The 11964-nt window shown below is 71.8% G+C and carries 12 protein-coding genes; 2 read left to right on the forward strand and 10 right to left on the reverse strand.

The genetic code is table 11. The annotated features are described in order from the left end of the window. Nucleotides 1-35: 35 nt before the first annotated feature. The 7 genes from VGX25_RS23500 to VGX25_RS23530 all read right to left on the reverse strand — a co-directional run bounded on the left by VGX25_RS23500 (nucleotide 36) and on the right by VGX25_RS23530 (nucleotide 7871). Nucleotides 36-1202 carry an ROK family transcriptional regulator gene (locus tag VGX25_RS23500; protein WP_326920048.1) on the reverse strand — a complete coding sequence of 389 codons (1167 nt, stop codon included), beginning with the start codon at nucleotides 1200-1202 and terminating at the stop codon, nucleotides 36-38. Nucleotides 1203-1382: 180 nt separating this feature from the next. Next, complete coding sequence (locus VGX25_RS23505; protein WP_326920049.1) at nucleotides 1383-2507, reverse strand: hypothetical protein; 1125 nt, start codon at nucleotides 2505-2507, stop codon at nucleotides 1383-1385. After that, a complete protein-coding gene (locus tag VGX25_RS23510; protein ID WP_326920050.1) occupies nucleotides 2501-3772 on the reverse strand; it encodes a glucarate dehydratase family protein in 1272 nt (423 codons plus the stop codon). Before VGX25_RS23510 ends, VGX25_RS23505 begins: the two co-directional genes overlap by 7 nt. Continuing rightward, entirely contained in the window at nucleotides 3769-4698 is a 930-nt protein-coding gene (locus VGX25_RS23515; RefSeq protein ID WP_326920051.1) for a 5-dehydro-4-deoxyglucarate dehydratase, read from the reverse strand. The genes VGX25_RS23510 and VGX25_RS23515 overlap by 4 nt, the downstream gene beginning before the upstream one ends. A 10-nt stretch (nucleotides 4699-4708) precedes the next feature. Then, nucleotides 4709-5575, reverse strand: coding sequence for a carbohydrate ABC transporter permease (locus VGX25_RS23520; protein ID WP_326920052.1), 867 nt, complete (start codon nucleotides 5573-5575; stop codon nucleotides 4709-4711). Continuing rightward, nucleotides 5572-6414 (reverse strand): sugar ABC transporter permease, encoded by an 843-nt coding sequence (locus tag VGX25_RS23525; RefSeq protein WP_326920053.1) that lies wholly within the window; start codon nucleotides 6412-6414, stop codon nucleotides 5572-5574. Before VGX25_RS23525 ends, VGX25_RS23520 begins: the two co-directional genes overlap by 4 nt. A 143-nt stretch (nucleotides 6415-6557) precedes the next feature. Further along, the gene (locus VGX25_RS23530) at nucleotides 6558-7871 is read right to left on the reverse strand and encodes a sugar ABC transporter substrate-binding protein (protein ID WP_326920054.1); all 1314 of its coding nucleotides are present in this window, start codon (nucleotides 7869-7871) and stop codon (nucleotides 6558-6560) included. Nucleotides 7872-8014: 143 nt separating this feature from the next. Here VGX25_RS23530 and VGX25_RS23535 point away from each other — a divergent pair, with 143 nt between their 5' ends. Together VGX25_RS23535 and VGX25_RS23540 are read left to right on the forward strand one after the other, a co-directional pair. After that, a complete protein-coding gene (locus tag VGX25_RS23535) occupies nucleotides 8015-8824 on the forward strand; it encodes an IclR family transcriptional regulator (RefSeq protein WP_326920055.1) in 810 nt (269 codons plus the stop codon). Beyond that, nucleotides 8808-9767, forward strand: coding sequence for a hypothetical protein (locus VGX25_RS23540; RefSeq protein WP_326920056.1), 960 nt, complete (start codon nucleotides 8808-8810; stop codon nucleotides 9765-9767). The genes VGX25_RS23535 and VGX25_RS23540 overlap by 17 nt, the downstream gene beginning before the upstream one ends. On the opposite strand, the gene VGX25_RS23545 is transcribed toward VGX25_RS23540, so the two are convergent. The 3 genes from VGX25_RS23545 to VGX25_RS23555 form a co-directional block, all read right to left on the reverse strand. Continuing rightward, entirely contained in the window at nucleotides 9768-10226 is a 459-nt protein-coding gene (locus VGX25_RS23545; RefSeq protein WP_326920057.1) for a carboxymuconolactone decarboxylase family protein, read from the reverse strand. Nucleotides 10227-10325: 99 nt separating this feature from the next. Next, nucleotides 10326-11549, reverse strand: a complete 1224-nt coding sequence (locus VGX25_RS23550; protein WP_326920107.1) for an RNA polymerase sigma factor — start codon at nucleotides 11547-11549, stop codon at nucleotides 10326-10328. Next, nucleotides 11546-11896, reverse strand: coding sequence for a YciI family protein (locus tag VGX25_RS23555; RefSeq protein ID WP_326920058.1), 351 nt, complete (start codon nucleotides 11894-11896; stop codon nucleotides 11546-11548). Before VGX25_RS23555 ends, VGX25_RS23550 begins: the two co-directional genes overlap by 4 nt. Nucleotides 11897-11964 lie beyond the last annotated feature (68 nt).

Consider the following 11964-nt stretch of genomic DNA (forward strand, 5'->3'; position numbering starts at 1 on the left):
TTGGTACGCGAGGGAACGCTAGCTGGGGCAGGGAGTCAGGGCACCGTCGAGGTGAACAGCTCGTCCTGCGCCTGTCGAAGCGCGAGCACGAGCGCACCCTCGAGCACCGGTTCGGCCGAGAGCACGGACAGCCGAACCGGTGGGCGGGGCAGGGAGATTGCGTGCAGCTCCCGCTCGATGAGTGCCCGCAGCGCCTCGCCGCCGGCAAGGGCGACGGCGCCGGTGAGCACGACGAGCGCGGGGTCGACGACCGCGACGATGGCCGCGAGGCCCATGGCCACCCGACCGGCCACATCGGACAGCGCGAAGTGCGCGCGCTGCCGGCGTTCGCCATCGCGCCCGCTGGTGAGGACGCGGGTGGCGAACCGCACGGCGGCCGCGGGATCGTGTCCGCGGAAGCCGTGCGAGCGCATGATCTTATGGACCGCCGGTCCCCCGGCGAACGCCTGCATGCCATGGTTGGCGGTGCGGCCGACGTCCCGCGCGGTGGGCGCGCCGGGCACCGGCATGTAGCCGACCTCCCCCGCCCCACCGGTCCACCCCCGGTACAGCCGCCCGTCGATGACCAACGCCATGCCGATCCCGTTACCGATCCAGACGACGGCGAAGCTCGGCGCCTCGGTGGCGACCCCGTAGGCCTGCTCGGCCTGGGCCACCAGGTTGACGTCGTTCTCCACCGCCACCGGCACGCCGAGCCCGTCGGCCAGCGTCTCGACCAGCCGCGGCACGTGCCAGCCCGACAGGTGCGGGGCGTAGAACAGCCGCCCGGTGGCGGGGTTGACCGCACCGGGCACGCCGATCACCACGCGTCCGAGCTGGGCGATGGTGATCCCGGCCGGACCGCAGGCCCCGTCGATCGCCGCGCGGACCCGCTCGACGACCTGGCCCCCGGACCGGCCGGGCGTGGCCAGCTCGTGCTCGCCGATCACCTGTCCGGTGATCTCCGCGACCCGCACGCAGATGCGGCCGGGCGTGACGTCCACCCCGGCCACGTAGCTCGCCCTCGGGTTGACCCGGTACAGCTCCGCCGTGCGGCCGGGCAACCCCTCGCGGATGCCGTCCCGCACCACCAGTCCGGACGCCTGTAGGCGGGCCAGGAGCTGGGAGGCGGTCGGCTTGGAGATGCCCGTGATGGACGCGAGCTGGGACCGGGTCAGCGGTCCGCGCTCCAGCAGGACTTCGAGCGCCGCCTTGTCGTTCATGGCTCGAAGCACGCTGGGCGTCCCGGGCATGCGAATGGTTCAGACCTCTCGTCGAGTTAGGAAACTTTCCTAACTCGGGGAGGCTAGGAAGTGTTACCGGTCACGTCAATGGTCTGGACCATACCGTTACCGCGCCGCGACCGCCACCCGGGGTCCCGAACACGCCCCGGAGTTGGGATGTTACTGGTACAGACCAATCGCCCTGACCACCTCGCGGAGCAACGGGAGCCGGGCCCGGGGAGCAAGGCCGAGATGGTAGAGGGCAAGCCCGCCCGCCCCGGCCGCGACCAGGCGGCGCACGTGCTCGGGAAGCCGGGCCGGGTCGGCCGGCGGCAGCACCGTGACGTAGGCCTCGACCGGCACGCCGAGCGCGGCGACCGCCGCCACGTCGTCGGCCGTGGCCTGCTCGGTCGGCCAGGCCGGCACCAGCACCGCGTCGACGTCCTTCACCGCGGCGGCGGTCAGACCCGGCGAGGCCCCGGCCGCCCACGGGTCGGGGTGGCCGTGCAGCGACACCGGCGCACCCGGCGCGTGCTCGGCGAGCCCCTCCAGCACCTCGGCGCGCAGCAGGTCGGTGGCGCGGTGCCGGACGGCGAGCAGCTCCGTCGCAATCTCGCGGGACAGCTCCTCGTCCGCCTTCACCGCGGCGCGCAGGGCGCCGGTCACCTGGGCCGGGTCCAGCCCCCGGTCCCGCCACGCCGACCGGCAGGCCGTGCAGCAGCACACCGACAGCAGCCGGGCGGCCAGCGGCGTCCAGGCCCCGTCGGTCTTCTCGTGGTGGCTGTTGTGCGAAAGGCCGAGCTGGCCGCACGCCTCCAGCGACACCCCGTCCACCCGCACGCCGCGCACCGCCTCACCCGCCAGGGTGGCCGCGTACTCCCGCACGTCGGGATGCGCCGGGCACAGCGCGTAGGGGTACCGGTCGCCGAAGCAGTTGATCACCGCGGGCGAGCCGGGCTCGGTGCCCAGCCGGGTGTTGTGGGTCAGCACGATCCAGGCGGAGACCCGCAGGCCGGCGTCCCGCAGCAGGGCCGCGGCGGCGGCGAACGGGTCGGCCGACGTGATCCAGTCCGGGGCCAGCGGGCGCAGCCGCCGCGACGCCCAGACCTCCGCGCGGACCGGCCGGTACAGCGCGGCGTACCGGGCGTCGATCACCTGGTGCAGCGGGTGCAGCGGGGTGGCGGCGCGGGTCGAGTGGTAGGCGGCGGCGAGCGTCACGTGGGTGATGCCCAGGTCGGTCACGCGTTCGACGAAACCCGGGTCGCCGAGCACGTCCCACGGGTAGGCATGTCCGGTGATCACCACCGCGGCAGCTTACCCACGAAGTCCGGCCGGATCGTGCGCATGTAGGTGGTGTCGTCCCGCTCCCGGACCCCGCACCGCAGGTAGTCGGCGTTCATCCGGGCCAGCGCGTCGCGGTCCAGCTCGACCCCGAGGCCGGGCCGGTTCGGCACCTCGATCGACCCGCCGGAGAACCGCAGCGGCGCGCGCACCACGTCGACGCCGCACTGCCACGGCGTGTGCGTGTCGACCGCGTAGGTCAGGTTCGGCGTGGCCGCGGCCAGGTGGGTCATCGCGGCGAGGCTGATCCCGAGGTGGCTGTTGGAGTGCATGGACACGCCGACGTCCCAGGTCCGGCAGATCGCGGCCAGCTCGGTGGCGGCGCGCAGCCCGCCCCAGTAGTGGTGATCGGCCAGCACCACGCCCACCGCGCGGCGGGCGAACGCCTCCGGCAGGTCCGCGAACTGGATCACGCACATGTTGGTGGCCAGCGGCATCGACGCGTGCGCGGCCACCTCCGCCATTCCCGCGATGCCCTCGGTCGGGTCCTCGAGGTACTCCAGCAGGCCCTCGGTCTCGGCGGCCACCTTCACCGAGGTCGGCACCGTCCAGGCGGTGTTCGGGTCCAGCCGCAGCGGGTGGTCCGGGAACTCCGTGCGCAGCGCCCGGATCGCGGCGATCTCCTGGTCCGGTGGGAACACGCCGCCCTTGAGCTTGATCGAACGGAAGCCGTACCGCTGCACCATCCGCCGGGCCTGGGCCACGATCTGATCCGGGTCGAGCGCCTCGCCCCACTCGTCCGGCTCGGCCCCGGGATGCGCCGCCCATTTGTAGAACAGGTAGGCGGAGAACGGCACCCGGTCGCGGGCCCGCCCGCCGAGCAGGTCGCACACCGGCCGATCGGTCAGCTTCCCTTGCAGGTCAAGGCAGGCCACCTCGAACGGGGAGAGCACCCTGGCCAGCGTCTTGGCCGGGCTGGAGCCGCCGGTCAACCCGTGCCGGTCCGGGACGTCGAGCCCCGCGCCCAGCGCGCCGGCCACCCGCCGGCGCAGGTCGGCCAGGTCGAACGGGTCGAGCCCGACGAGCGCCGCGGCGGCCCGGTGCAGCAGCGCCAGATGCGGCTCGTCGCCGTAGCTCTCGCCGAGGCCGACCAGCTCCCCGCCGGCGCGCAGCTCGATGATCGAGCGCAGCGCCCACGGCTGGTGCACCCCGTTGGCGTTGAGCAGCGGCGGGTCGGGGAACGCGATCGGGGTGACCACGGCTCCCCTGATCGCCGGCCGGGTGCTCATGCCACCGCCTTGATGTTCGCAAGCGCCGCGCGGCCGCGTGCGATGATCTCCTCCAGTTGAGCCAGATGCTCTGCGGTGACGTCGCGGAGGGGCGGTCGCACCGGGCCCACCGGCTGCCCGCGCAACCGTGCCCCGGCCTTGACCAGGGCCACCGCGTAGCCGGGCGTGGTCTCCCGCAGCGCGGCGAACGGCACGTAGAACTCGTCCATCAGGGTCTGCACGGTCTCGGCGTCCTCCCGTTCGACCGCGGCGTAGAACGCGGTGGCGATCTCCGGGACGAAGCACAGCACGGCCGACGAGTAGCCGTCCACACCCAGCGCGCGGTAGGCGGGCACGGACAGCTCGGCGGTCGGCAACCCGTTGAGGAAGCCGAACTCCGCGGCCCTCGGGTGCCCGCTGGTGCGCACCGCGTCGATCAGCGCGCGCATCCGGTCGAGGTCGCCCTCGCCGTCCTTGATCCCGATGACGGTGGGCAGGTCGAGCAGGGCCACCGCGGCGGCCGGGTCGAGGATCGCGTTGGCCCGCTGGTAGACCACGATCGGCAGCGGCGCGGCCGCGGCCACGTAGCGGACGAAGTCGACCATCCCGGCCGGTGGCCCGTGCACCAGGTACGGCGGCAGCAGCAGCACACCGTCCACACCGGACTCCGCGGCGACGGTTAAGAACTCGCGCGCGATCCGCGGGCCGCCGCCCACCCCGGCGAACACCGGCATCCGGCCGTCCACCACCCGACGCGCGGTGGACAGCACCTCCCGGTACTCCGCAATGGACAATGCGGTGAGCTCTCCGGTGCCACAGGCCACGAACAGCCCCGCCGGTTCGGCGGCGACGTGCGCGGCGACATGCTCGGCGAGGACCCCGGTGGCCACGGTGTCGTCCGCGGTGAACGGGGTCAGCGGGAAGGAGAGCAGTCCGGTCAGGTGCATCGTGTTCCTTTCAACCCTTGATGGCGCCGGAGGTGAGGCCGTTCATGAACTGGCGCTGCATGGCGATGAACGCGATCACCGAGGGCAGCAGGGCGAGCAGCGCCGCGGCCAGCAGCACACCCAACCCGACGTCCTCATCGGACCGCAGGGTGCGTAGCGCCAGCGGCAGCGTGAACTGGCCGGCGTCCGTGGCGACCAGCAGCGGCAGCAGGTACTGGTCCCAGATCATCGTGAAGCCGAAGATGCCGATCACGCCGAGCGCCGGCCGGCACAGCGGGAGCACCACGGAGGCGAAGATACGCAGCTCCCCCGCCCCGTCAAGGCGCGCCGCCTCCTCCAGCTCCAGCGGGATTTCCTTCATGAACTCGGCCATGACCAGGATGGAGAACCCCCACGCGCCCACCGGAACGATCATACCGAGCAGGCTGCCGGTCAGGTTCACGTGCACGAGCGGCACGTCGGCCAGCACCCCGGCAAGGGGGATCACCAGGATCTCCTCCGGCAGCATCATGGTCGACAGGATCAGCAGGAACACCAGCCGCAGGCCCGGGAACCGCTTGCGCGCCAACGCGTAGGCCGCCGAGACGCTGACCGCGATCTGCAGCAGCAGGGCACCGCCGACCACGATGAACGAGTTGAGCAGGTAGCCGAGCACCCCGCGGTCGAAGGCGACGGCGAAGTTGTCCAGCGTGAAGTCGCCCGGGATGAGGCTCAATCGGGTCGGGCTCGGCACCCGCCGGAACGCGCTGACCAGCAACATGATCAGCGGCCCGGCGAACACCACGACCAGCACGCCGTACAGCAGTACCTTGCTCACCGTCGCAACAGGACCCGAGCGCGCGGACAGGCCAAGGGCGGTGTCGGTCTGCCGGTTCATCGTCGCCACCTGGCTAACCTGACGGCCAGCGTCAGCGCCACCGTCGCCAGGAGCAACACCACGGTCCCGGCCGCGGCCAGGCCGATCTCGTTACGCTCGAACCCGATCCGGAAGATCAGCGTCATCATCACGTCGGTCGACCCGTCCGGCCCGCCGTTGGTCAGCAGGTACACCTCGGTGAAGATCCGCAGCCCACGGATGGCCGCCAGCGTGAACAGGATCGTGAACACCGGCCGCAGCGCGGGGAACGTCACGTGCCACAGTCTTCTCGCGACGCCCGCACCGTCCACTGCGGACGCTTCGTACAGGTTCCTGTCGACCCCGGCGAGCCCGGCCAGGATTATCATCATGTCGTAGGGCGCCTGCCGCCAGATCCCCACCGCGATCACCGAGGCCATCGAGGAGTCCGCGGAGTTGAGAAACTGCGAGGGCCCGAGGCCGACCCAACCCAGGATGTCGTTGATCGTGCCGTCCGGCGCCGGGAAGTAGAGGATCCGCCACACCTCCACCACGACCGCGATCGCCGTCACCACCGGCAGAAACACCGCGGTACGCACCAACCACAGGTGCCGGGCGGTACCCTCGACCAGCAGCGCCAGCGCCAAACCCACCACGATCGCGCCCCCGGTCTGTCCGACGGCCAAAATGATCGTGTTGCGGATCGCGTTGAGGAACGCCGGATCGGTCAGCACGTGCTCGTAGTTGTCCAACCCCACCCACCGGTCCCCGAGGTACGGCCGCACCTCGAGGAAGCTCATGTTGATGGCCTGCACCATCGGCACGAACTTGAACACCGCAAAAATGAGCAGCGCCGGCACCAGGAACAACCACGCGGCCACCCACGACCCCACCCGAGGGCGGAACATGCCTGCGCGAAGGCGGGACACGCCGATGTGGTGGCTGCCGCCCGGGCGTGTCCCGCCTTCCGGCAGCCGTGTTCCGGCCTCGTGCAGCCGTGTTCCGCCTTCGCGAACCACGCTCATCAACCGGCGACGCCCTGCTTGCGGAGTTCCTCGTCGAATGTGCCGGCCAGCTTGGTGAGCTGGGCCTTGACGTCGGCGTTGCAGTCGGCGATCACCGTGTTGATCGCCGCGGCCGCGTTCTGCAGGAACGGGGTCCACTCGGGCACGGACGGGACGTAGCGGCCACCCGTTTTGTAGATGGTCTCGAAGGTCTGCCAGCGGGTGTCCTTGCGCACGTCGTCGAGCTTGACCTCGGAGTTGACCGGCAGCCGGACGATGTTGCCGTCGGTGTCGCCGGCCATGCCGATCGTCTGGCCCTCCACGGAGATCGCGAACTCGGCGAAGCGCTCCTGGCCGGCCTGGTTCTTCGAGCCGGCCATCAGGTAGACGTTCTCGCCTTCGGCCAGGGAGACCGCGGTGCCGCCGGGGCCGGGCGGTGCGGGGACCACCTCGTACTTGTCCTTGCCGAGGTTCTTGTCGAACCGGGCCATGTTGTAGGGGCCGGTGAAGTAGATGCCGCCCTGGCCCTTCTCGAACATCGGGTGCGCCGGCACGGTTTCCAGGGTCACCGCGCCGGGGACGACCGATTTGTCCACACAGAACAGTTCCTGGAACCAGCGGACGGCGGCCACCGAGGCGTCGCTGCCGATCGCCGGCGCGTATTTTCCGTTGCTCTCGGACAGGAAGTCGCCGCCGCCGGACCACAGGAAGCTGGAGAAGAACCAGGCCGCGTAGCCGCGCTTGGTCGAGCCGGGCACGACGAACCCGTACGTGTCCGGCTTTCCGTTGCCGTCCGGGTCCTTCTCGGTGAATGCCTTGCCGAGCGCCCGCAGCTCGTCCCAGGTCTTGGGCTGGGCAAGGCCGAGCTTCTCGCGCCAGTCCTTGCGGATGAACAGCGCGAAGGACTGCGCCGAGAACGGCACCGCGTAGACCTTTCCGTCGGCCTGGGTGGCCGCGTTCCACGCCGACGGCGTCAGCTTGTCCTGGCCCTCGATGTCGTTGCGGTTGATCTCGCGCACGATGCCCTGCTTGACCAGGGTGCCGCGCTGCGCGGTGTCGTTGATCACGATGTCCGGCAGCTGCTTCTGCGCCGCGGCCTGCTGCAGCTTGGTCTCGAAGTCGTCGAACAGCGCGGTGACCGTGGTCTGGGTGCCGGTCTTCTCGGTGAACTTCGCGGCCAGCTCCCTGGCCGTCTTCTCGGTCGGCGATCCCGGCGGCTTGCGCACCCAGATCTGCAGCGGCGCGCCCGGGTCCTGCGCGACGTTGGCCGCGCCCTCGCTGCCACATGCCGCCGCACCGACACTCAGGAGTGCGGCTGCCAGGAGAGTGGACATACACGTCGCAGCTCGTCGGTGAGTCACGATGCGGCTCCTGTCTACATATGTGGACGTCATCCGTACATGTGATTGGCGGCATCGACACGTTAGGCCTCCGCTAACCTGGAGGTCAACAGCCGACCGGCCGAATCGAGGGCACCATGGCACAACCTCATGAGCGGACCGGCGCCGCACCCGTTCCCCTTCGTGACGTCCCGTCGGTGAAGTCCGCCGAGCGCACCGTGCGCATCCTGGAAACCCTGGCCGCCTCCCCCACCAAGCTCACCCTCGCCGAGTTGCAGGAGCGCATGGGCTACCCGCGATCATCGCTGCACGCCCTGGTCCGCACCCTGCGCGAGCTCAAATGGGTCGAGGCCGACGCCGCCGGCTCCGCGTTCGGCGTCGGACCGCACGCCCTGCTGTCCGGCACCGCGTACCTCGACCGCGACCCCGCCCTCCCCTACGCCTGCGAGGCCCTCGAGGACCTGCGCGCCGAGGTCGGCCACACCACCCACTACGCCCGCCGGGACGGGGCGCACGTCCTCTACCTGGCCAGCCGCGACCGCCGCGACTCGGTCCGGCTGTTCTCCCGGGTCGGCCGCCGGCTGCCCGCGCACCTCACCGCGCTCGGCCAGGCCCTGCTCGCCGCGCTCACCCCGGAGGAGATCGACTCGGTCCTGCCGCCGACGCTGGAGGCGCTGACCGAGAACACCATCACCGACCGCGCCGCGCTGCACGCCGAGCTCGACGTGGTCCGCTCCCGCGGCTGGGCGTTCGAGTCCGAGCAGGGCACCCCCGGCGTGGCGTGCGTCGCCGCCGTCGTCGACTACCGCATCCCGGCCACCGACGCGATCAGCTGCTCCATGCCCGCGGAGGCCGCAACCGACTCGGAGATCCACCGCATCGCCGCCGCCGTCCTCGCCCGCACCCAGGACCTGGCCACGACCCTGCGCCGTGCCGGCATCCGCTGACCGGGCCCGGGTCGCGCTGCTGATCGCCGTCCTCGTGCTCACGGTCGGGTGCTCCGTCCACAAGGCGGCGGGGCCGGCGCGCCCGCCGGCGGGGCTGCGGGACGCGCTGTCCTTCATCCACGCCAACGACATCACACGGTCCTATGTGGAGTACAGCGACGTCGCCGCGATCAACGATCTGGCCCGCGCCGATCCGGCGCGGTTCACGACCCTGCGGTCGGCCGGCCTCGGCGGTCTCGTGGCACACGCGCAGCGGATCGTGAGCCAGCTCGGGATCGACCCGGCCGGGATGCGCGTCCGGATCGCGGCGGGACCGGCGACGCACGGCGCGGGTGCCTGGTGGGGCGACTACGACCGGCAGCGGGCGGACTCCTGGTTCGCCGGCCATGCCACGCGGGAAGACGGCGGCGTGTGGCGCGCCGCCGAGGACTACCGCACCGGCCCGCTCGGCCCGGTCACCGTGGCGCGGACGGCGCCGGGCCAGTTCCTGTGGGCCAACGCCGGGGACGCGCTGGACTGGGTGGCCGCGCCGGGACGCCACGGCCTCGCCGCGGACCCGACCATCGCGGCGCTCGCGGCCTGCCTGGACGACGTGATCGCCGCGGTGATCGCGCGCGGCGACAGTCCCGGGCTCACCGGCCTCGGCGGCAACCCGGCCGTGACCTACGCCGCCGGGGTGCGCGCCGGCCCGGCCACCGACGTCACCGAAATCCTTTGTGCCACAGGACAATCCATCGGCAGCGTCGACTACGTCACCCGCGTGCTGCACGAGGCGATCTCGCCGACCGGGGAGCCCTACTCGACCGTGCTCCCCGGGGCCACCGTGCTGCGAGCCGGCTCGTCGGTCCAGGTGCGGTGGCGCCCGACCGGCTCGACGCCGGCCGGGCGCTCCCTCGACATGCTCCACAACCGCGAGCACGAGCCGATCTTCGGTGCCGCCTGATCACTGTCCAACCGCGACCTGGGACCTCCGGTGCGAGCCCGCGACGAGCCGAAGCGTGACGCCGTACCGGTTCCACGCGTTGATCGTGGCGATCGCGACCACCAGCGCGGCGAGCGTCTGCTCGTCGAACTGCTCCTTGGCCTTGTCCCACACCGCGTCGCTGACGCCCTCGGGGCCGAGCCGGGTCGCCTCCTCGGCCAGCGCGAGCGCGGCCCGCTCCTGCTCGGTGAAGTACGGCGCCTCCCGCCAGGCCACGACCGTGAACAGCCGCTCGTCGGTCTCCCCGGCCGCCTTGAGATCGTGGCTGTGCATGTCCACGCAGAACCCGCACCCGTTCAGCTGGCTCACCCGCAGCTTCACCAGCTCCTTGATCGTCGCCGGGAGCGTGCTGTTCGCGAGGAACTGCTCGAGGCCGTACATGTGCTTGTACGCCTCGGGCGCTAGCTTCGCGATGTTCATCCTCGGTTCCATGGCTCCATGTTCCCTTCCGCGTTCGTCGGTCACGCGTAGGACGACACCGCGGCCTGGGATCGTGACAGCGTGAGGATGTTGCCCGGCTCACGGTGCGAGATCGGCGAACCGGCGGCGCAGGTGCTCGGCCTGCGGCTCGCTCATCGTCAGCGCCAGCGCCCGCCGGCACGCCGCCATGGCCGGCTCGCTGTGCCCGAGGCGGCGCAGCAGCTCGGCCCGGGTGGCGTGCCACCACGGGTAGGAGTCCAGGTCCGTGATCCGGTCGACGAGCTCAAGGCCCGCCGCCGGACCGTCCCGCTCGGCCACTGCCACCGCCCGGTTGAGCCGCACGACCGAGGTGTCCTGGATGCTCAGCAGCACGTCGTACCAGGAGATGATCGCGTCCCAGTTGGTCTCGGCATAGGAGGCCGCGATCGCGTGGCATGCGGCGATCGCGGCCTGCACCACGTAGGCGTCCGGCCGGTCCCGGGTGCGCCGCAGCGCCGCGCCGACCAGCTCGACCCCCTCCTTGATCGCCTCGGCGTCCCACCGGGTCCGGTCCTGATCACCAAGCAGCACCGGCCGCCCCTCGGCGTCGACCCGGGTGCCACGCCGGGAGTCGTGCAGCAACAGCAGCGCCAGCAGGCCGAGCACGGTCGGCTCGTCCGGCATCAGCTCGGCCAGCAGCCGGGCCAGCCGGATCGCCTCTGCCGTCAGCGGGACCCGGACGAGCTCCGCGCCGGCGCCGGCCGCGTACCCCTCGTTGAAGATCAGATACACCGTGGCCGCGACCCCGGCCAGCCGCTCCGGCAGCTCATCGGCCGGCGGCACCCGGTACGGGATCCCGGCCTGCGCGATCTTCTGCTTCGCCCGGGTGAGGCGCTTGGCCATGGTCGCCTCGGGCACCATCAGCCCGCGGGCCACCTCCGCGGTGGACAACCCGCCGAGCGTCCGCAGCGCCAGCGCCACCTGCGCCTCGACCGCGAGCGCGGGATGGCAGCAGGTGAACACCAGCCGCAGCAGGTCGTCCCGGATGTCCTCGGCCGGCTCCGGGCCGGGGTCGGCGAACGTCATCGCCTCCGCCTCCTTCCCGGCCCGGCCGGCCTCACGCCGGACGATGTCGATCGCGCGCCGCTTCGCCGTGACCAGCAACCAGGCCCGCGGATTGTCCGGCACCCCGTCCCGCGACCACGTCTCCAACGCTCTGACGACGGCGTCCTGCGCCGCGTCCTCGGCAAGGTCGATGCTGCCGGTGACGCGGATCAGCGTGGCCAGGACCCGCGTCCCCTCCTCGCGCACCAGCCGCGCGACCGCGTCACCGGCGCCCATCAGCCGAACTGGATGACCGGCCGAACCTCGACCGCGCCGCCCGTCCAGGCTGCGGGGATCCGCGCGGCGGTCTTCACGGCCTCGTCCAGGTCGGCGCACTCCAGCAGGTAGAACCCGGTCAGGGCCTCCTTGGTCTCGGCGTACGGCCCGTCGCTGGTGAGCACGTCTCCGCCCTTGCCCCCGGCGACCCGCACCGTCGTCGCCGTCGCCGTCGGGTACAGCGCGTTCCCGCCCCTGATCACGGCCTCCGCCGCCATCCCGAACTCGTTGTACTCCTTGATCTCCTCGGCGTACTCCGGCAGGCTCCAGTCCACGTCCGCCGAGTAGATCAGGGCAACGTACTGCGGCATAGCTCCTCCTCGGGCTTCCGGCCGGCGCCTCTCGCCAGCCTGTCACCCTATGGACGAACGAGCACCCG

It is taken from the genome of Actinophytocola sp. (assembly GCF_035942955.1).
Lineage (GTDB): Bacteria > Actinomycetota > Actinomycetes > Mycobacteriales > Pseudonocardiaceae > DASYTH01.

What these genes read in the sequence shown, in the direction of transcription:
- VGX25_RS23500 (WP_326920048.1), bottom strand. Translation starts at nt 1,202, where the DNA reads ATGAACGACAAGGCGGCGCTCGAAGTCCTGCTGGAGCGCGGACCGCTG.
- VGX25_RS23510 (WP_326920050.1), bottom strand. Translation starts at nt 3,772, where the DNA reads ATGAGCACCCGGCCGGCGATCAGGGGAGCCGTGGTCACCCCGATCGCG.
- VGX25_RS23515 (WP_326920051.1), bottom strand. Translation starts at nt 4,698, where the DNA reads ATGCACCTGACCGGACTGCTCTCCTTCCCGCTGACCCCGTTCACCGCG.
- VGX25_RS23520 (WP_326920052.1), bottom strand. Translation starts at nt 5,575, where the DNA reads ATGAACCGGCAGACCGACACCGCCCTTGGCCTGTCCGCGCGCTCGGGT.
- VGX25_RS23530 (WP_326920054.1), bottom strand. Translation starts at nt 7,871, where the DNA reads ATGTCCACTCTCCTGGCAGCCGCACTCCTGAGTGTCGGTGCGGCGGCA.
- VGX25_RS23535 (WP_326920055.1), top strand. Translation starts at nt 8,015, where the DNA reads ATGGCACAACCTCATGAGCGGACCGGCGCCGCACCCGTTCCCCTTCGT.
- VGX25_RS23545 (WP_326920057.1), bottom strand. Translation starts at nt 10,226, where the DNA reads ATGAACATCGCGAAGCTAGCGCCCGAGGCGTACAAGCACATGTACGGC.
- VGX25_RS23555 (WP_326920058.1), bottom strand. Translation starts at nt 11,896, where the DNA reads ATGCCGCAGTACGTTGCCCTGATCTACTCGGCGGACGTGGACTGGAGC.